Annotated in this window: 16 protein-coding genes; 9 read left to right on the top strand and 7 right to left on the bottom strand. The window is 74.0% G+C overall.

All coding sequences use genetic code 11. The features are described 5' to 3' along the window. Positions 1 to 465: 465 nt before the first annotated feature. From Ani05nite_RS05645 to Ani05nite_RS05625, 5 genes are all read right to left on the bottom strand, one after another. Positions 466 to 1434, bottom strand: a complete 969-nt coding sequence (locus tag Ani05nite_RS05645; RefSeq protein WP_203765764.1) for a hypothetical protein — start codon at positions 1432 to 1434, stop codon at positions 466 to 468. Then, positions 1431 to 3920 carry an AAA family ATPase gene (locus tag Ani05nite_RS05640; protein ID WP_203765762.1) on the bottom strand — a complete coding sequence of 830 codons (2490 nt, stop codon included), beginning with the start codon at positions 3918 to 3920 and terminating at the stop codon, positions 1431 to 1433. Before Ani05nite_RS05640 ends, Ani05nite_RS05645 begins: the two co-directional genes overlap by 4 nt. Beyond that, complete coding sequence (locus Ani05nite_RS05635; RefSeq protein WP_203765760.1) at positions 3917 to 5068, bottom strand: exonuclease SbcCD subunit D; 1152 nt, start codon at positions 5066 to 5068, stop codon at positions 3917 to 3919. The genes Ani05nite_RS05640 and Ani05nite_RS05635 overlap by 4 nt, the downstream gene beginning before the upstream one ends. Positions 5069 to 5121: 53 nt before the next feature. Beyond that, entirely contained in the window at positions 5122 to 6882 is a 1761-nt protein-coding gene (locus tag Ani05nite_RS05630; RefSeq protein WP_377881965.1) for an ATP-binding protein, read from the bottom strand. Between the two features lie 92 nt (positions 6883 to 6974). Beyond that, on the bottom strand, positions 6975 to 7685 hold the full coding sequence (locus tag Ani05nite_RS05625) for a pyrimidine reductase family protein (RefSeq protein WP_239129343.1): 711 nt from the start codon (positions 7683 to 7685) through the stop codon (positions 6975 to 6977). Positions 7686 to 7898: 213 nt separating this feature from the next. Here Ani05nite_RS05625 and Ani05nite_RS05620 point away from each other — a divergent pair, with 213 nt between their 5' ends. The 3 genes from Ani05nite_RS05620 (at position 7899) to Ani05nite_RS05610 (ending at position 10982) form a co-directional block, all read left to right on the top strand. After that, entirely contained in the window at positions 7899 to 8915 is a 1017-nt protein-coding gene (locus Ani05nite_RS05620) for a LacI family DNA-binding transcriptional regulator (RefSeq protein ID WP_203765754.1), read from the top strand. Positions 8916 to 9061: 146 nt separating this feature from the next. Further along, positions 9062 to 9823, top strand: coding sequence for an ACT domain-containing protein (locus Ani05nite_RS05615; protein WP_203765752.1), 762 nt, complete (start codon positions 9062 to 9064; stop codon positions 9821 to 9823). A 91-nt stretch (positions 9824 to 9914) separates the two neighbouring features. Further along, positions 9915 to 10982 (top strand): GNAT family N-acetyltransferase, encoded by a 1068-nt coding sequence (locus Ani05nite_RS05610; RefSeq protein ID WP_203765751.1) that lies wholly within the window; start codon positions 9915 to 9917, stop codon positions 10980 to 10982. A gap of 61 nt (positions 10983 to 11043) precedes the next feature. On the opposite strand, the gene bsaP is transcribed toward Ani05nite_RS05610, so the two are convergent. Both bsaP and bioB read right to left on the bottom strand, forming a co-directional pair. After that, positions 11044 to 11220: a biotin synthase auxiliary protein BsaP gene (gene bsaP / locus Ani05nite_RS05605; protein ID WP_438845193.1), complete on the bottom strand. Its 177-nt coding sequence runs from the start codon at positions 11218 to 11220 to the stop codon at positions 11044 to 11046. A gap of 8 nt (positions 11221 to 11228) precedes the next feature. Further along, positions 11229 to 12224, bottom strand: coding sequence for a biotin synthase BioB (gene bioB / locus Ani05nite_RS05600; protein WP_203765750.1), 996 nt, complete (start codon positions 12222 to 12224; stop codon positions 11229 to 11231). 99 nt (positions 12225 to 12323) lie between these two features. Between bioB and Ani05nite_RS05595 the strand changes: the two genes are divergently transcribed. The 6 genes from Ani05nite_RS05595 (at position 12324) to Ani05nite_RS05570 (ending at position 17941) form a co-directional block, all read left to right on the top strand. Continuing rightward, positions 12324 to 13460 carry an 8-amino-7-oxononanoate synthase gene (locus Ani05nite_RS05595; RefSeq protein ID WP_203765749.1) on the top strand — a complete coding sequence of 379 codons (1137 nt, stop codon included), beginning with the start codon at positions 12324 to 12326 and terminating at the stop codon, positions 13458 to 13460. A 296-nt stretch (positions 13461 to 13756) separates the two neighbouring features. Next, positions 13757 to 14464 (top strand): dethiobiotin synthase, encoded by a 708-nt coding sequence (gene bioD, locus Ani05nite_RS05590; RefSeq protein WP_239129358.1) that lies wholly within the window; start codon positions 13757 to 13759, stop codon positions 14462 to 14464. A gap of 132 nt (positions 14465 to 14596) precedes the next feature. Then, on the top strand, positions 14597 to 15886 hold the full coding sequence (locus Ani05nite_RS05585) for a hemolysin family protein (protein WP_203765748.1): 1290 nt from the start codon (positions 14597 to 14599) through the stop codon (positions 15884 to 15886). Positions 15887 to 16025: 139 nt separating this feature from the next. After that, positions 16026 to 16604 (top strand): GAF domain-containing protein, encoded by a 579-nt coding sequence (locus tag Ani05nite_RS05580; protein ID WP_203765747.1) that lies wholly within the window; start codon positions 16026 to 16028, stop codon positions 16602 to 16604. 48 nt (positions 16605 to 16652) lie between these two features. After that, positions 16653 to 17561: a diacylglycerol/lipid kinase family protein gene (locus Ani05nite_RS05575; protein ID WP_203765746.1), complete on the top strand. Its 909-nt coding sequence runs from the start codon at positions 16653 to 16655 to the stop codon at positions 17559 to 17561. Positions 17562 to 17728: 167 nt separating this feature from the next. Continuing rightward, positions 17729 to 17941: a hypothetical protein gene (locus Ani05nite_RS05570; RefSeq protein WP_203765745.1), complete on the top strand. Its 213-nt coding sequence runs from the start codon at positions 17729 to 17731 to the stop codon at positions 17939 to 17941. The last annotated feature ends 977 nt before the right edge of the window (positions 17942 to 18918 follow it).

Below are 18918 nucleotides of genomic sequence, written 5' to 3'. Positions count from 1 at the left end.
GGCCGCCGGCGGGGTGCGAGCGGCGACCCGGCCAGCACGCTCAGCACGCGAGACCGGCGGCGCGCTGGCTGCTCGCGCTGGCCGCCCGGCAAGCACGACCGGCATGAACAGATGGGCGTGCTGCGTGGGGAGCACGGGCCAGGGCAGCGCCGATCAGCCCGGGCAGCACGCGCCAGGGCAGCGCGCGCCACCGCAGCACGGACCACCGCAGCGCAGACCACCGCAGCACGGACCACCGCAGCACGAACCACCGCAGCGCAGACCACCGCAGCACGGACCACCGCAACGCGAGCCACCGCAGCGCAGACCACCGCAGCACAGACCACCGCAACGCGAGCCACCGCGGCACGGACCACCCCGGCACGGACCGCCGCAACGCGAGCCACCGTAGGGCGGTCGCCGGTTCAGGGAGGCACGAACGCGGAGTCAGCGAGCACGAGCACGAATCAGCGAGCGCTCAAGCGCTCAACGCGTTTTCGCGGTAGCCAGCGTCAGCGCCCGATGCAGCACCCGCGCATCCCCCAACATGCCGCGCAGACGCCGCTCCAGCCCCGCGATCGGCACCAGGTTCTGCGGCGCACGCGGGTCCTTGTACGACGACGACGCGAACCGGGGCAGGGTTGCCGACGACAGGTCGGCCAGTTCGATCGCCTCGGCCGGGGTCAGGTCCGGTGAGCACTCGATCCGGACGATGCCGGACCACGGCGCGCCCGAGGCCCCCGGCAGGCGCAGGTACCAAGACCAGCCGCCCCAGACCGTACCCAGGGCGAAGACCGGTGTGCGCTGGGTGGGGCGCAGGGACGTCACCACCGTGGTCAGCGCGGCGGACAGGTACTGCTTCTGCTGGGTCTTCACGTAGCCGATCGTGCGGGGCAGCTGGCGCCGGTTGCGCAGCGGGCCGTCCACCACCAGCAGGTCGGCGCCGTCCGAGCCGCCGTCGCGGGCCGCGCCCGAGATGTCGATCTCCAGGGCGGTCAGCGGGGCCTGGACCGCGGCCGGCAGCTTGCTCGCCTCGCCGGTGCCGCTGACCCGGTGCACCTCGTACCGCACCGAGCCGGCCTGCAGGTCTTCCGCGCTCGGCGAGGCGGTGAACAGGCCCCGGGCCACCCGCGCCCCGGCCAGCTCGGCCACCCCGTTGCGCAGGTCGCAGCGCACCACGCCGGCGGCGTACGAGGCGGCCAGGCCCGCGTACGACATGCCGTCCTCCTCGGCCGTCCACAGGCCGGCGTCGTTGCGGCGGACGCCGTCGACCAGGAAGACCACGTCGGGACAGCGGACCCGGGACGAGACGTCGATCGGCGCCCACTGGTCGGCCGGCACCTCGACGTCCGTGTCGACCTGGGCGCTGCTGGGCGAGGCCGGACCGTCCGAGCCGTCGCCCTCGAACGACGCCCCGTACGACGGGTCCCAGGAGTCGACGAACATCCGCGTCACAGACCAACCCTCTCCACATGAGCCGTACGGGCGTCCTTGCGCACCTCGAAGCGCACCGGCACCCGTTCGGCCAGCGCGTTGACGTGGGTGACCACCCCGACCATCCGGTCGCCGCGGGCGGCCAGGTTCTCCAGGGTCGCCGCCACCACCTCCAGCGTCGCCGCGTCGAGGGTGCCGAAGCCCTCGTCGAGCACGATCGACTCCAGGCTCGCCGCCGTCGTCGACATGCCGGCCAGCTGTTCGGAGAGCGCCAGGGCCAGCGCCAGCGACGCCTGGAACGTCTCGCCGCCGGACAGCGTGCGGACCCCGCGCCGCAGGCCCGCGTCGTGGTGGTCGATGACGAAGAACTCACCCTTGTCGTGCATCAGGTCGTACTGTCCCCCGGTCAGCTCGCGCAGGATCCGCGACGCGCCGTCGACCAGCAGATCGAGTGCCTCCTCGAGCAGCCAGCGCTCGAAGTTGTTGGCCCTCAGGTGCCCGGCCAGGGCCTTGGCCACCCGGCCCTCGCGCAGCACCGCGGCCCGCTGCTCGGTGAGCTCCCGGGCCTGCTCGCGGCGGTCGACCAGGCGCTGCCAGGCGGCCCCGGCGCGTTCGGCGGCCACCACGGCCGCGCGGACCAGGTCGGCGTCGGCGCCGCCCGCGGGCGGGGTGATCCCGGCCTCGGTGAACAGGGTCAGCACGGCCGCGCGGGCCCGCTGGGTCTCCTCGTGCGCGGCCTCGACGGCCGCCGCGGCCTCGGCGCGGGCCAGCTCGCGTTGTCGGGACGATGCCCGGGCCCAGTCGACCAGCGTGGACCAGGCCGCCGCGAGGTCGTCGCGGTCGGCCGGCGGGGGCGAGAACCGGGCCACCGCGTCGCGGACCGTGTCGAACGACCGCCAGGCCGCACGCTGCTGTTCGTCGGCGGCGACGACCGCCGCGTGGGCGCGTCGCTGCGTCTCGCGGGCCTCGCGGACCGCCGCGCCCGCGTGGTCCAGCTTGCGTTGCAGCTTGGTCAGCTCGTCCAGGCGCCGGCGCAGGGCCTCGGCGCCGGGCGAGTCGGCCAGCGCGGCCCGCACCTCGGCGAGCCGGGACCGGTGCTGCTCGAGCTGGGCACGCTTGCGGTCGAGGCCGCGTTCCAGCTCACGGGCCACGGCGTCGCGCTGCTTGAACGCCGTCGACGCCACGTCCGCGGCCGCCCGGGCCGCCTTGCCGGTGCGCTCGGCGGTCTGCACGGCCGAGCCCTCCGGCATCGGCGGCACCTCGGTGACCGGCCGGGCGCACACCGGGCAGTCGTGGCCGACGGTCAGGTGGGCCCGCAGCGCGGCGGCCCGGTCCAGGGTCTGCGCCTCGGCGTATTCCAGCCGGGCCTGCTCCAGCAGCTGCTCGGCGCCGGTGTGGGCGGCCCGGGCCAGCTCGGCCGCCGCCACGGCGTCCCGGTGCTCCACCTCGGCGACGGAGACCTCGCCGGCGAACCACTCGGCCTGGCCGGTCAGCCTGTCCAGTTCGAGGTGACGGTCCAGCAGCAGCCCCAGCGAACCCGCGTCACCGGCCGCGGCGAGCTCCCCGCGTACCTTCTCCTCGTGCTCCTCGGCCGCGTGCACGCCGGCCGCCGCCTCCTCGGCGCCGGTGCGGGCCGCGGCCGCGGCCTCGGCGACCCGCGCGCTGCCCGCGGGCGTCCGGACCCGGGCCAGCACGGACAGCTCGGCCGCGATCGCGTCGCGGGCCGCGGCCAGCTCGGCCTCGCGGGCCCGGACCGCGCTGAGCTGCGGCACCGCCTGCTCGACGGCGTGGGTGAGCTCCCGCATCGCGGTCAGCCGGGTCTCGGCGGCCTCGACCGCCTCGTCGTCGGCGTCGGCCAGCCCGGCGAGCAGCTGGTCGAGGGTGGCCAGCTGGGCCTCCGCCTTGGTCGCGCGGGTCGACGCCTTGGCCTGCACCTCCTCGTAGACGTGCAGGCCGAGCAGGTTGACCAGGATCTGCTGGCGGGTGGCCGGCTTGGCGTGCAGGAAGTCGGCGAACTGACCCTGCGGCAGCACCACGCAGCTGGTGAACTGCTCGTACGGCAGCCCGACGGCCTCGACGATCGCGCTGTCCATCTCGGCCGGGGTGCCGGCGAGCACGTCGCCCAGGTCCTCCAGGCTCATCCCGGTGTCGAGCCGGGTCACGTCGAAGCCCGGCGGCATGAGCTGCAGCCCGGCGCCGGCCGTCTTGACGTTGCCCCGGCCGTCCCGGCGCACCACCCGGGTGGCCACGTACCGCGAGCCGGCCGACTCGAAGACGAGCCGCACCCGGGCCTCGGTGGCCGAGGGCGCGAGCGCGTTGGCGATGCCGCGGCTGCCGCCCCAGCGGGGCACCGTGCCGTAGAGGGCGAAGCAGATGCCGTCGAGCACCGTGGACTTGCCGGAACCGGTCGGGCCGACCAGCGCGAAATAGTCCGCGTCGGTGAAGTCGACGGTGGTCTCGTCGCGGAAGACCGTGAAACCGGCCATGTCGAGCCGTAGCGGCCTCATGAGTGGGTGCTCACCTCGTCGTAGAGCTCGTCGAAGAGTTCCCGGACCCCGTCCTCGGCGGTGCCGCGGCTGTCGAGATAGTCGCCGAAGAGCTGGCGGGGGCTGCGGCCGGCGCGCTGGGCCATCCGCTCGCCGGCCCGGTCGGGCACCATGTCCGGATCGATGCGCACCTCGAGCGCGTTGGGCAGCAGCTCCTGGACGTCCTCGCGCAGCCCGACCCGTGGTGTCTCACGGACGAAGACACGCAGCCAGGCGTCCGGAAGGTTCACCGTGGCGAGCTGCTCCAGCGAGCCGCGGACCGTGCGCAGCGTCTTGGCCGAGGTCACCGGCACGTCGCGGACCTTGGCCGCCTTCTCGGCGGAGACGTCCACGACCGCGACGGAGCTGATGTTCTCCTCCTCCCCGAAGTCGACGGCCAGCGGGCTGCCGCTGTACCGCACCGGGCAGGGGCCGATGACCGACTGGGAGCGGTGCAGGTGGCCGAGGGCGACGTAGTGGGTGCCGGGCGGGAAGACGGTGGCCGGGACGGCGTAGCCCATCACGGTGTGCGCCTCGCGCTCGCCGCCGCCGGTGCTGGCGCCGATGACGGTGAGGTGGGCGGTGACCAGGTTGACCACGCCGGGCTCGGCGAAGTCCTCGGCCAGGCGGGCGATCAGCCGGGCGATGTGGTCGGCGTACGTCTGGCTGGCCTCGGCGGCGGTCAGCTCGTACATCTCCACGGCGCGGATCGCGTACCGCTGGGAGAGGAACGGCAGGGCGGCCAGCCGCCAGCGCTCGCCGCCGGCCGTCGTCCCGGTCAGGATCAGGTCGTCGGGCTTGTCGCGGACGGAGCCGCGCAGCTGGATCCCGGCCGCCTCGGCCCAGGGCCGCAGCGCGTCGAGGGCCTGGCCGTTGTCGTGGTTGCCGCCGATCGCGATGACCGTGGCGCCGGTCTGGCGCAGCGCCGACAGCGCCCGGGTCACCACCCGCACGGCGTCGGGCGAGGGCGCGGCCGTGTCGTAGAGGTCACCGGCGATGATCACGAGGTCGGGCTGCTCGGCCCGGGCGATCTCCACCACCTGGCCGAGCACCTTGATGTGTTCCTCGTGCCGGGTCCGGCCTTTCAGGACCTTCCCGACATGCCAGTCGGACGTGTGCAGGATGCGCATCGCTCTATCTTTCGCCGTTTGGTGTTGATCTGCGCCAAAGGCGCCCTGGAAGGCTAGAACGGGATGTCGTCGTCGAACGAACCGCCGCGGCCGCCGACCACCGCGAACGGATCGACGCCCTGCACGATCGAGCGCATCGTGGCGGCCGGGGGCGGTCCCGACTCGGACTTGCGGGTGGCCCAGGCCGGGAACGGGAACTCGACACAGAGCGGGACGGGGATGTCCGGCTGGTTGACGAACATCGTGCCGGGCCGGGCCAGCAGCGCGCGCTGGCGCATCGCCGGGGGCAGGAAGCCGTACTCGGGGCGGGACGCCTCGGCCGGGTCGAGGCGGCCGACCACGCGGATCGCCGAGTTCGTCACGATCCGGCGCTCGACCTCGCTGGCCGTCTGCTGCGCGCCGATCAGGATCACGCCCAGCGAGCGGCCGCGCTCGGCGATGTCGAGCAGCACCTCCTTGATCGGCGACGAGCCCTCGCGGGGCGCGTACTTGTTGAGCTCGTCGAGCACGACGAACAGCAGCGGGCGGCCGGTGCCCGACTTCTCCTTGTCGTCGAACTCCGTCTTGAGCGTCACGCCGACCACGAAGCGCTGCGCGCGGTCCGGCAGGTTGTGCAGGTCGACGACGGTGACCTGGGCGCTCTCGGCGGTCTTGATCTGGTGCGGGCGGCGGGCGGCGAGGTCGCCGCGGATGAGCCGGGCCAGGTCGCGCTTGCTGCCGATCAGCCGGCGGGCGAACGCGTTGACCGTGCCCATGTTGACCGCGCTGCCGGCCCAGGTGGACCGGGTCTCGTCGTCGGTGAGCTGGTCGACGACGTGGTCGACCAGGTCGCCGTACGACGACAGCCGCCGCCCGTCGATGCTGATGCCGCCCTCGGCGGGCACCGCGTGCCGGGCCAGGTGCGCGGTGACCGAGTGCACGACCATCGTGTACTGCTGGCGTTCGTCGTCGGCGTCGGCGAAGACGTACGGCAGCAGCCGCTTGGAGCAGAACTCCTCGAGCGTCCAGTAGAAGCTGTCCACCCCGGTGAGCCGGCTCTGCACGTCGGGCGCGCCGGAGGAGTCGCCGGCCCGCGGCGGGGCGTAGACCCGCACGTCGGGGAACGGCGTGGCGGGCAGGCCGAGCCGCGCGTACGCCGCCTCGGTGGCCTCGTCGAGCTTGGTGTTGGGGTGGTCGAGGAAGAGCAGGTCCTCGCCCTTGACGTTGAAGATCAGCGCGCGGGCGTTGACCGCGTCGCCGCCGAGCTGGCCGGAGCGGAACACCGAGTAGAGCAGGAACGTGGCGAAGCTGGTCTTGGTGGCCACGCCCGAGATGCCGGAGATCGACACGTGCGCGCCGCGGGTGCCGTCGAGGAAGTCGGCGTTGAGGAAGACCGGCACGCCGTCGCGGCCGGTGCCCATCGGGACCCGGCGCTCCATCCGGTCGAAGTGCAGGGCCGCGTCCCGGGCGTCGCCGGAGGCGCGGTGCACGACCGCGCCGGGGGCCGGCGGCACGTAGAACTCCGGGTCGACCCGGGTGGTGGTGATCTCGGCCGCCTCCTGCACCAGGGCGGGCAGCGTGCCCTCGGCGATGGCGAACACGTCGGAGTCGAACTGCGCGCCCTCGTGCCGGGCGCGGACCTGCGTCACCACGCCGGCGATGGTCACCGGCTCGCGCCCGGGCAGCTCCCGGCGGGTCACCACGACGTCGTCGAGCTGCAGATAGCTGCCCGGCGTGACCGCCGTCCAGAACTGCAGCGGGGTGGCGTCGGCGGTGCCGAGGACACGCCCGACCGGCTCGCTTGCTTCGACCGCTTCGTCAGACACGCCGATCATGTTGCACCAGCCGTATGACATCGAACGGACCGGCTGTCGGTTGGCACGTGTCGTCCACAACTTCTAGGGGTCATCCACAGGTTTGTCCACAACTACTGGGCGCTGCGGGCGTACCGGAGGAAAAGCATGTCCCGGTCGGCCAGGATCCCGGCCAGGGACATCTCCCGCGGCGGGCCGTCCGGTCCGGCCGCGATGCGGCCGGCGGCGCCGCCGACCAGCCGGGGGGAGACGGTCAGGCACACCTCGTCCACCAGGTCGGCGGCGATCAGCGCGCCGAACAGGTGCGGGCCGCCCTCGCAGAGCAACTGGGTGGCGCCGCGCCCGTGCAGCACGCGGACCGCCGCGGCCAGATCGACCGACGTCTCACCCACGGTGACGATCTCGGCGACCGGGGCCAGCGCGGCGCGGCGGTCGGCCGGCGCGGCGGCGTGCGTGAGGATCAGCGGCCGGACCGGCGCGTCCGAGAAGATCAGCTGCTCCGGGTCCAGGTCGAGGGAGCCCGAGACGACGGCCATGAGCGGGAACTCGGGCAGCCCGTGGGCCCGCCGCCAGGCCCGGGCGGGCCCGGTCAGCCGTAACGCGTCGTAGTTCTCCGAGCGGACCGTGCCCGCCGCGACCACCAGCGCGTCGCAGCTGGTCCGCAACCAGTCGAAGATCAGCTTGTCGCCGGGGCCGCCCAGGCCGGCCGACTTGCCGTTCACCGTGACCGCGCCGTCGATGCTGGCCACGAAATTGATCCGCAGCACCGGCCGCGGGTGACGCGGATACCGCTCGGCCAGGTCGGCGTCGTGAAGGTCGGTCACGGCGCGGCGGGGCCGGTCACGGGCGGGGTGGGCTCGACGGGACGGTGCTGGCAGTCGCACCACGAACCGCCCCGGCAGTCGGAATGACGGCGTTCCCGGCAGGCACGACAGATCATCCCTGCACCCTAACCGCCGGCCGCTCTGAACCGGTCAAGGTCACATCCATCGGCGCACGGGCGAGACATCGGCGGGTCTTCCGGCGATAATGCCCGGATGACCAGGCAACCCGTCCGTGCACCGGGGCGACCGACACTGGACGCCGTCGCGGCGCGCGCGGGCGTCGGCCGCGGCACCGCCTCGCGCGTCCTGAACGGGTCGTCACAGGTCAGCCCGCAGGCCAAGGCCGCCGTCGAGGCCGCCATCCAGGAGCTCGGCTACGTGCCCAACCGGGCCGCACGCTCCCTGGTCACCCAGCGCACCGACTCGGTGGCGCTGGTCGTCTCCGAGTCGCAGGAGCGGGTTTTCGGCGAGCCGTTCTTCGCCGGCGTGCTGCGCGGCATCAACGCCGCCCTGCTGGAGACGCCGTTCCAGCTCTGGCTGGCCATGGCCGCCTCGCCCGAGCAGCGCGAGCGGGTCGAGCACCACCTGACCGGCCAGCACGTCGACGGCGTCCTGCTGCTCTCGCTGCACGACGACGACCCGCTGCCGGCCGTGCTGCGCGAGCGCGGCATGCCGTTCGTCTTCGGCGGCCGCTCGGCGCGGGCCGCCGAGACCGACTTCCTGGTCGACGTGGACAACTCCGCGGGCGCCCGGAAGGCGGTCGAGTTCCTGCTCGGCAACGGCGCCCGGCGGGTCGCCACGATCGCCGGGCCGCAGGACATGGAGGTCGGCCGGGCCCGGCTGGCCGGCTACCGCGCGGCCGTGCCCGGGCCGGAGCTGGTCGCGTACGGCGACTTCAGCGAGGCCGGCGGGGCCAAGGCGATGCGCACCCTGCTGGAGTTCGAGCCCGACCTCGACGCCGTCTTCGTCGCCTCCGACCTCATGGCCAGCGGGGCGTTGCGCGCATTGCGCGACGCCGGCCTGCGGGTGCCGCAGGACGTGGCCGTCATCGGCTTCGAGGACGCGCCCGTGGCCCGCCAGTGCGAGCCCCCGCTGACCACGGTCCACCAGCCCGTCGAGGAGATGGGCCGGCGGATGGCCGAGCTGCTGGTGTGCCGGATCCGCCGCGAGCCGGTGGCGAATTGCCACGTTCTGCTGGACACCCACCTGGTCCGTCGCACGTCCGCCTGACCCGTCCTACCCTGAGGGTGATTCCCGGCATATCTCTGCGCCCTTGACCACCGGGACACGGCGCCGCAACGGGTGCGAAACGCCGCTTCGGCATTCTTGGCGCCGGGACGGCACCGCCGTGCCGTTCTCCAGACGGGAGGAGTTGCATGTTGCTGCGGGTACGGGTCACCCTGCCGGACCGCCCTGGAGCCCTCGGTCAGGTCGCGCGCACGCTCGGCGTCGCCGGGGCCGACATCGTCCAGGTCGTCGTGCTGGAACGGCTCGGCGGGCGGGCCGTGGACGACTTCACCGTCGTGTGGCCGGGCGCCTCCCGCGTCGAACGGCTGCTGGCCGGCCTGGCCGCCATCCCGGGGGTGCAGGTCGACGGGGTCTGGCGGGCGATCGGCGCGCCGGTCTCCGGTGGTCACGACGCCGAGCTGCTGGCGCAGGTCGCCGCGAACCCGGCGGACGGGCTGGCCACGCTGGTCGACGCCGTGCCCGGGCTGCTGGCCGCCGACTGGGCCGCGGCCGCGGTCGTACCGGCCGACTGGGCCGCGCGCACGGCCGCGCCCCGCCCGGCGCCCGTCGACGAGCCCTCCCTGCGCCTGCCGACCGGCAGCGAGCCCACCGTGACGTACGCGAGCTGGCGCGCCCCGTCCCCGCTGCACCTGCCCGAGGTGACCCCGCTGCGCGCCCGCCCGATGACCGGCGCCGACGGCACCCGGTACGCGGTGGCCCCGTTCGGCCGCGCCGGCCTGGTGCTGGTGATCGCCCGCGGCGACGACGACGAGCTGCCGGCCGCCGCGTTCCACATCACCGAGGTGGACCGGATCGCGCAGCTGGTCCGCGCCGCCGCGGTGATCCTGGGCGACCGCCTCGACCTGATCGGTGTGCCGTCCGTCGCCACGGCTGTGATCGACCCCTCATAGTCCGCCCCAGCTCAGGCAATGTGCGGGTAACACCGGCGAGGCACGCTTAGGTTCGGTTCCGGGAGTCGGATCGGGAGAGGGAGTGCCGGGCATGGCGCTGTGGCGCATCAGGGCAACCGTCGAGGACAAACCCGGCTACCTCTCGGTGCTGACCGCCAGCCTCGCGCTGCGGTCGGTCAACATCCTCGCCGTCCAGGTGCACACCACCGAGGGCGGCGCGGTCGACGACTTCCTGGTCGACGCGCCCGACACGATGTCGGAGGCCGAGCTGCACGCCGCGATCACCCGCGGCCGCGGCCGGGACGCCTTCGTCACGCGCGCCGAGGCCCAGGGCCTGGCGGACCAGCCGACCCGGGCCCTGGCGCTGGCCGGCCGGCTGGTGCACGACCCCGATTCCCTGGGCGAGGCGCTGGTCACCCTGCTCGACGCGGCCGAGGTGCGCTGGCGGCCGGCCGGCACGGTGGTCCTGCACGGCTTCGACGAGGAGCGGATGACGCTCATCGACCCGGCCGGCGGCACGTACGAGGTGCGCCGGCCGGCGCCGGCCTTCACCCCGGCCGAGTACGCCCGGGCGCAGGCCCTGGTCGAGGTCGGCGGCGCCCTGGTGCGCCGCGCGGCCGACCGCACCACCCTGCTGCTGCCGGACGGCGCCGAGCTGCTGATCCGCGCGGCCACGGCCGACGACGTCGAGGGCGTCCGGCGGCTGCACGCGCACAGTTCGCTGCTGTCGCGCCGGCGCCGCTACCTCGGCGGCATGCAGGTGCCCTCGGAGGCCCGGCTGCGCCGCATGCTGGAGCCCGCGCACGGCCTGACCCTGCTGGCCGTGCACACCGACCCGGCCGGGGCCGAGCGTGTCGTCGCGATGGCCACCCTGCTCGCCGAGGGCGACCTGGGCGAGGTGGCCCTGCTGGTGCAGGACGCCTGGCAGCGGCGCGGCGTCGGCACGGTGCTGCTGCGCCGGCTGACCGCCTGGGCGGCCCGGACGCACCTCTCGGCCCTGGTGGCCCACACCGGCGCCGACAACGTGGCGATGCTGCGCACGCTGCGCCGCTTCGGCGTGACCGACTGCGGCGACCGCGACGGCGCCGTACTGAGCCTGACGCTGCCGGTGCCGGGTCACCGGTCGGCCAGCGACGAGACTCCGGCCACCTCCGGGTGACGGGTGAGAACGGCGACGGCGGGTCCCGCACGGGGCCCGCCGTCGCCGTTGGGTAGCTCGCTCAGGAGCGCCGCACGCCGTGCTCGACGCAGGTCGCCGTCCAGCCGGCCGGCACGACCTGCACCTTCATCCGGCGGCGGCAGTCGGGGCAGAAGCGGGGCGGTTCCAGCTCCCGGGCCGCCGCGCACGCCGAGTGGTCGCCCTCCGCGGCGGACCGGCCGCACCGGTCGCAGAACATCAGCACCGTCACAGCGTCGCGGACAGCGCCTTGACCGGCATCTTCAGCTCCTGGAGCAGCTCCAGGTCCGCGGTGGCCGGACGGCCGAGCGTGGTGAGGTAGTTGCCGACGATGACGGCGTTGATGCCGCCGAGCAGGCCGTCGCGCGTACCCAGGTCGCCCAGGGTGATCTCGCGGCCGCCCGCGTACCGCAGGATGGTCCGGGGCATGGCCAGCCGGAAGGCGGCGATCGCGCGCAGCGCGTCTTTGCCCTCCACCACCGGGCGGTCGCCGAGCGGGGTGCCCGGGCGCGGGTTGAGGAAGTTCAGCGGGACCTCGTGCGGGTCGAGCTCGGCCAGCTGGGCGGCGAACTCGGCGCGCTGCTCGACGCTCTCGCCCAGGCCCAGGATGCCGCCGCAGCAGACCTCCATGCCCGACTCGCGCACCATGGTCAGCGTGCCCCAGCGCTCCTCCCACGAATGGGTGGTCACCACGTTGGGGAAGAAGGACCGGCAGGTCTCCAGGTTGTGGTTGTAGCGGTGCACGCCCATCGCGACCAGCTCGTCCACCTGCTCCTGGGTGAGCATGCCGAGGCTGGCCGCGACCTGGATGTCCACGGCCTCCCGGATCGCCTTGACGCCCTCGCGCATCTGGGCCATCAGCCGGGCGTCGGGGCCGCGCACGGCGGCGACGATGCAGAACTCGCTGGCCCCGGTGGCCGCGGTCTGCCGGGCCGCCTCGACCAGCGACGGGATGTCCAGCCAGACCGAGCGCACCGGCGAAGTGAACAGGCCCGACTGGGAGCAGAAGTGGCAGTCCTCGGGGCAGCCGCCGGTCTTGAGCGAGACGATGCCCTCGACCTCGACCTCCGGGCCGCACCACTTCATCCGGACGTCGTGCGCCAGCTGGAGCAGCTCCGGCAGATCCTCGTCGGCCAGGCGCAGCACCGCGAGGATTCCCGCCTCGTCGAGCCCGGCACCGTCAGCTAGAACCTGGGCCCTGGCCCGGTCGAGGATCTCTGGCATGGCCGTACCCTACAAGGCGTTCCGCCGGGCCGGGATGTCGGAGCCGGGTGATAGTTTGCCCGGCGGACGGGGTTCTCCGGCGATGAGGGCGAGGGTGCTGTGGCGGGCTGGCAGGAGGCGCTGGAGCGCCAGGCCCGCACCCGGGCCAAGGCCGGGCTCACCAGGACCCTGCGGCCGCGCCCGGCCGGCGACGGGGTCGTCGACCTGGCCGGCAACGACTACCTCGGCCTGGCCGTGCACCCCGAGGTGATCGCGGCGTCGGTCCGGGCGTTGCAGGCGTACGGGCTGGGCGCCACCGGTTCGCGCCTGGTCCGCGGCTCGACCGAGGCGCACGCCGGGCTGGAGGCGGAGCTGGCCGAGTGGCTGGGCGCCGAGCGGGCCCTGGTCTACTCCTCGGGTTATCTGGCCAACCTGGGCGCCGTCCGCGCGCTCGCCGGCCCGGGCGCCCTGATCGTCTCGGACAGCTACAACCACGCCTCGCTGATCGACGGCTGCCGCGGCTCGGGCGCCGAGGTCGTCGTGGCCCCGCACGCCGACCCGGCCGCGCTCGCCGCCGTCCTCGCCGCGCACCCGGGGCGGCCCGCCGTGTTCGTCACCGAGTCGGTGTTCTCCGTCGACGGCGACCTCGCGCCGCTGGCCGAGCTGCACGCCGTGACCGCCGCCCACGACGCGCTGCTGCTGGTCGACGACGCCCACGCGGTGGGTGTGCTCGGCGCGCAGGGCGCTGGCGGGGTCGCCGCGGCGGGGCTGGCCGGACGGCCGGATGTCGTCGTGACCGCCACGCTGTCGAAGGCCCTGGGCGGCGCCGGCGGCGTGGTGGCCGGGCCGGCGGCGCTGATCCGGCACCTGGTCGACACCGGCCGCACGTTCATCTACGACACCGCGCCGCCGCCGGCCGTGGTGGCCGGTGTGCACGCGGCGCTGCGGGTGGCCCGGTCCGCCGACGACCGGCGGGCGGTGCTGGCGTCGCGCGGTGAGCTGACGGTGCGCCGGCTGGGCGCCGCCGGGTTCGCCGTGTCGCGGCCGGCCGCCGGGGTGCTGTCCGTGCCGGCCCCGGGCCCGGAGGCGGCGGTGAGCTGGGCGGAGGACTGCCGCGACCGGGGCGTCGCGGTGGGTTGCTTCCGGCCGCCGTCGACCCCGGACGGCTCGTCCCGGCTGCGCCTGACCCTGAACGCGGGCATCCCGGCGGCGGACTTCGCCCGGGCCCTGGACGTGATCGTGGAGTGCGCGCCGTGACGTGGGACCAGACCGCCGCCCCGGCCAGCCCGCCGCGCGAGGAGCCGGCCCCGGTGTCCCCGGCCGTTCCGGGCCCGGCCCCGCTCGAGCCGGCCCCGGTGTCCCCCGCTGTTCCGGGCCCGGCCCCGCTCGAGCCGGAGCTGCCGGTGCCGGTCTCGCCCGGCGTGGGCCCCGCGTCGCCCGCGGACGCCGACCTCTCCCCCGAGACCATCCGCGCCGCCGTGGCGGCCGAGCCGGAGCCCGACGCGGCCGCCCGCCCGGCCGCGCGCCCCGCCGAAGCCGGCGAGTGGCGCGGCATCGTGCTGGTCACCGGCACCGACACCGACGTCGGCAAGACCGTCGTCACCTCGGCGATCGCCGCCGCGGCGCAGGCCGCCGGCCTGCGCGTCGCGGTGGTCAAGCCCGGCCAGACCGGCATCGCCGACGGCGGCCCGACCGACATCGACCTGGTCAACCGCCTGGCGCACCCGCACACCACCCGCACCCTGGCGTCGTATCCCGAGCCGCTGGCCCCGCTCGCGGCGGCCCGGGTGGCCGGGATGGCGCCGCTGGAGCTCTACGAGGTCGTGGACGCGGTCCGGGCCGAGGCGGACAAGCACGACCTGGTGCTCGTCGAGGGGGCGGGCGGCCTGCTGGTGCCGATGGGCGTACGCCCCTCGGGGGAAGCGTGGACCGTCGCCGACCTCGCCACCACCCTGGGGTGTCAGACGATCGTGGTGGCCCGGGCCGGCCTGGGCACGCTCAACCACACCGCCCTGACGCTGGAGGCGCTGGACCGGCGCGGCGTGGCGGCGAAGGTCGTGCTGGGCGCGTGGCCCGCCGAGCCGGAGCTGGTGCACTGGGCCAACCTCACCGAGCTGGTGCCGCACCTGGTCGGCGCGTTGCCGGACGGCGCCGGCGGGATGGAGCCGGGCGTCTTCCAGCGGTCCGCGCCGGGCTGGCTGACCCCGGCCCTGTACGGCGTGCTCGACGACTGGCGGGTCTGGGCCGACGAGGTGAGCTGACGGGGCGACGGCGGACCGCCGTACCCGAAATGCGGGTTTGAAAGGGTTTTCCGCCTGCCGCCGCGCGGCCGTCACCGAGTGTCGATAGCCTGTGGGGCTCGTGATCCAACCGCCCGAGAGGCTGAAACTGTCGTGGATGGCATAGGCGGGCAGGTGTTGCTCGTGCTGGTGCTGGTGCTGGTCAACGCGGCCTTCTCCGGCAGTGAAATGGCTCTGGTCTCGTTGCGGGACAGCCAGCTGCACAAACTGGAACGCACCTCGCGGCGCGGCCGGGTGCTGGCCCGGCTCAGCCGCGACCCGAACAGGTTCCTGGCCACCATCCAGATCGGCATCACGCTGGCCGGCTTCCTGGCGTCGGCGGCCGCCGCCGTCTCGTTGTCCCGCCCGCTCGTCGAGCCGCTGGGTTTCCTCGGCTCGGCCGCCGAGCCGGCCGCCATCGTGCTCGTCACCATCGCGCTGACCTTCGTCACCCTGGTCATCGGCGAGCTGGCGCCCAAGCGGATCGCCATGCAGCGCACCGAGGGGTGGGCGCTGCTGGTGGCGCGCCCGCTGGACATCCTCTCGACCATCTCCCGGCCGGCGGTCTGGCTGCTCAGCGTCGCGACCAACCTGATCGTGCGGCTGGCCGGCGGGGACCCGTCGGCGCAGCGCGAGGAGGTCAGCACCGAGGAGATCCGGGACATGGTCGCGGCCCAGCAGGACTTCTCGATCGAGCAGCGCACCATCATCAGCGGCGCGTTCGAGATCGCCGACCGGATCCTGCGGGAGATCCTGGTGCCGCGGCGCGACGTGCTGACCCTGGCCACCGGGCTGGCCGCGCCCGAGGCGCTGAGCCAGCTCATCGACGGCGGGCACTCCCGCGCGCCGGTGGTCGGGCCGGCCGGGCTGGACGACGTCTTCGGCGTCGTGCACCTGCGCGACCTGGTCGGCGCGCGCGGGCCGGTCGACGCGGTGGCCCGGCCCGGGCTGTTCCTGCCGGAGACGCTGCGGGTCTCGGACGCGCTGCGCCAGATGCGCCTGGAGCGGCAGCAGATCGCGCTGGTGGTGGACGAGCGCGGCGCCATCGACGGCATCATCACCATGGAGGACCTGGTCGAGGAGATCGTCGGCGAGATCTACGACGAGACCGACCGGGACGTGCAGTCGGTGGTCAAGGAGGCCGACGGGGCGCTGCTGATGCCCGGCTCCTTCCCGATCCACGACCTGCCCGACATCGGCTTCGACGGCGCCGGCAACGACGAGGGCGACTACACGACCATCGCCGGCATGGTGCTCGCGGCGCTCGGGCACATCCCCACCGAGCCGGGTGAGGTGGTGACGCTGCCGCTGTTCACGGCCGAGGTGGTCGAGGTGACCGGGCGGGCGATCACCCGGGTGCGGCTGCGGGCGGTGCCGCGGTCCGACGAGGACGACGAGGACTGACGTCCGACAATTTGTGCGACATTCGCCCCGGAAGCGTTGATCGTGGCCAATTCGATCCGTGCGACCGTTGCGAATCACCGGGGCCCCCTCATTATCCTCACAGTGACCGCGAGCGATCATTGCGTGAGGTGATTCCCCCATGACGAACAGCAGCCCCACATCGGGCAGTGCCTATGAATACCTGGACAGCGCCGCCCCCGACGAGCAGCGCCGGCTGGAGGCCGTGCGCCGCTACCGGCTGGTCGACCAGCCGGTCGAGGACGCGTACGACCGCATCGCCTTCGTGGCCGGCGCCATCTTCGACACCCCCATCGCGACGGTGTCCCTGGTGGAGCAGGACCGCGTGTGGCTGGCCGCCTGCCAGGGCCTGGCCGGCGTGCGCGAGGTCGGCAAGGAGCCGGGCCTGTGCGCCTCGGTCATCGCCCAGGACGACGTCTACGTGATCAACAACGCCGCGGTCGACCCCCGTACGCTGGAGCACCCGCTGGTCCGCGGCGAGCTGGGCCTGCGCTTCTACGCCGCGGCGCCGATCCGCACCCACGACGGCTACCGGCTCGGCACGGTCAACGTGATCGACAACCGCCCGCGGGAGGTCACCCAGCGGCAGCTCACCGCGCTGGAGCACCTGGCGTCCATGGTCTCCGACGAGCTGGAGCTGCGGCTCATGGTGATCCGCAGCAAGGCCGCCGAGCAGCGCATGCGCGAGAGCGTGCACTGATCCCCGGCCACGCGTAGGAATGCGCGGCATCGGGTAAACGCCGGTGTCATGCGGAACCCCCGGAAAGTCGCCGTGGTCGCCCACCGGCGCAAGACCCTCGGCGGCGGGCTCGACGAGCTGCGCCGGCTGATCACCGACGAGGGCGTCGACGAGCTCGTCTGGCACGAGGTGCCCAAGAGCCGCAAGGCGCCGAAGCAGGTGCGCAAGGCGCTCGCCGCGGAACCGGACCTGCTGCTGGTGTGGGGCGGCGACGGCATGGTGCAGCGCTGCCTGGACACCGTGGCCCGCAGCAAGGGCGGCGCCAAGGTGCCGGTCGGCATCATCCCCGCCGGCACCGCGAACCTGCTGGCCACCAACCTCGGCGTGCCGCACGACCTGGGCGAGGCGGTGCGCATCGCGTTCCACGGCCGGCGGCACCAGCTCGACCTGGGCGTGCTCAACGGGGAACACTTCGCGGTGATGGCCGGCATCGGCTTCGACGGCGCGATGATCCAGGACGCGGACGGCAAGCTGAAGGACCGGCTGGGCAAGCTCTCGTACGTCTACACGGGCCTGCGCCACCTCAACGGCGAGGCCCCGAAGGCGACGATCAAGGTGGACGGCACCCCGTGGTTCGCCGACGACGCGAGCTGCGTGCTGGTCGGCAACGTCAGCACGGTGACCGGCGGCATCAAGGCCTTCGACGACGCGAAGCCGGACGACGGCTGGCTGGACGTCGGGGTGGCGACGGCCCGCGGGGTCACGCAGTGGGCGCGCACGATGGGCCGGATGGCGGTGGGCCGCTCCGAGGACTCGCCGTTCGTGCACATGACCCGGGCCCGGCGCATCGACGTGAAACTGAAGAAGCCCCTCATGTACGAGCTCGACGGCGGCGCCCGCGAGGCGGTCAAGAAGATCCGCGTAGAGATCGCCCCGGCCGCCGTCAAGGTCTGCGTGCCCGAGCCACCGATCGGATAACCGACAGAAGCCATACGTCGCCCTTAGGACACTTCAGCGCTTTTTCAGACGCTTAAGGCCGATGAATCCCCTGGTCCGTGGCGGTGCCGCGACCCCACACTGATGGGCGTCGAGCACCGCTACGCCTCTCCAGGGGGTCGGCAATGCCTTACCACCAGAGTTCCGCAGTGAGCGTCGCCACCGTCATGACCGCCGCCACCGTCATCGTCATCGGCTACCGCATCGGCCGGGCCCACGCGGCCTGGCGCGACGTCCGCTCCGCCAAGCGCGACCTGCCGGCCAAGCGGCGGATCGCTTGGCGGCACACGCGGCCGCTGTTCTACGGGGCGCTCTGCCTGCTCCTTTCGGCCGCTGCGGCCGCGTATGACGCCACACACTGATTTCTTTTTTGATGTCGTGCGTGGGTGCATGGTGCTGACCGTCGCTCCCGCCGAACGCGGGGTTCGTGCTTTGTTCCAGTCGGCTTGAGCTGGGTGCATGGTGGGCTTGGGGGCGGGGATGGCCCGGTCATCCCCGCCCCAAGCCCTGATGTGGTCCGGCCGGGTGCTCCGCTCACCGCTGGGCCGGTGCGGGCGGCGCCGCGTGCCGAGGTGGCTTTCACCTGCCCTCTCCGCCGCGGCCTCTCGTTTCCGTCCCGCCGAGCCTCTTTCTTCGGTCCCGAGCGGCCTTCCCGCGGCCTCTCCCTTCCGTTCCACCCCGCCGTCCCACATCTGCTCCGATTCCTCCCGCGCCGCCCTTCCCCCTCTCCTTCCTTCCGTTCCGCCCACACCGCCCCCTTCCGTTCCGCTCTGCCCTCCCATTTCCCCTCTCCGTCTCGTCCTGCCCTCCCATCTCCTCTCTCCGTCCCGCCCCGCCCCGCCCTCCCACATCTCCCTCTTCGTCCCGCCAGCTCCCCATCCCCCCTTCTGTCCCGCCCAGCCAGCCACAGTCCTTCTTGCGGTCCCGCCCCGCCTCCCCTTGCGCTCCGCCGCGCCGCCGACTTCCCGACCGGCCCTGCTCACCTTTCGCCGTGCTCCGCCTTCCCATCGCGTTCGAGGCTTTCGGCCCTGCTCGCGAGTCCGTCACGCCGTTGACGGCCCCTCCTCGCCGGATCTTGGAGCGCTCGGGCCAGAAATCCCGCCCGAACTCATCAAGATCCGCGCGGGCGGGGGCGGGCGACGAAGGCAACGAGGGCGGACAGGCAACGCAGGCCGACGCGGGCACGCGGCCAACCCGGGCGGACAGGCAACGCAGGCCGACGCGGGCGGGCCGACGCGGGCGGGCCGACGCGGGCGGGCCAGCGCGGGCGCGCCGACGCGGGCGGGCCAGCGCGGGCGGGCCAGCGCGGGCGCGCCGACGCGGGCGAGCCAGCGCGGGC

The sequence above is a fragment of the Actinoplanes nipponensis genome (assembly GCF_016862275.1).
GTDB lineage: Bacteria > Actinomycetota > Actinomycetes > Mycobacteriales > Micromonosporaceae > Actinoplanes > Actinoplanes nipponensis.
The sequence above is the reverse complement of the archived record's forward strand: the minus strand, read 5'-3'. Positions and strand labels throughout refer to the sequence as shown.

Coding starts and splice junctions, on each gene's coding strand:
- Ani05nite_RS05640 (WP_203765762.1), bottom strand. CDS start 3,920: ATGAGGCCGCTACGGCTCGACATGGCCGGTTTCACGGTCTTCCGCGAC.
- Ani05nite_RS05635 (WP_203765760.1), bottom strand. CDS start 5,068: ATGCGCATCCTGCACACGTCCGACTGGCATGTCGGGAAGGTCCTGAAA.
- Ani05nite_RS05630 (WP_377881965.1), bottom strand. CDS start 6,882: ATGATCGGCGTGTCTGACGAAGCGGTCGAAGCAAGCGAGCCGGTCGGG.
- Ani05nite_RS05620 (WP_203765754.1), top strand. CDS start 7,899: ATGACCAGGCAACCCGTCCGTGCACCGGGGCGACCGACACTGGACGCC.
- Ani05nite_RS05615 (WP_203765752.1), top strand. CDS start 9,062: ATGTTGCTGCGGGTACGGGTCACCCTGCCGGACCGCCCTGGAGCCCTC.
- Ani05nite_RS05610 (WP_203765751.1), top strand. CDS start 9,915: ATGGCGCTGTGGCGCATCAGGGCAACCGTCGAGGACAAACCCGGCTAC.
- bsaP (WP_438845193.1), bottom strand. CDS start 11,220: ATGTTCTGCGACCGGTGCGGCCGGTCCGCCGCGGAGGGCGACCACTCG.
- bioB (WP_203765750.1), bottom strand. CDS start 12,224: ATGCCAGAGATCCTCGACCGGGCCAGGGCCCAGGTTCTAGCTGACGGT.
- Ani05nite_RS05580 (WP_203765747.1), top strand. CDS start 16,026: ATGACGAACAGCAGCCCCACATCGGGCAGTGCCTATGAATACCTGGAC.
- Ani05nite_RS05575 (WP_203765746.1), top strand. CDS start 16,653: ATGCGGAACCCCCGGAAAGTCGCCGTGGTCGCCCACCGGCGCAAGACC.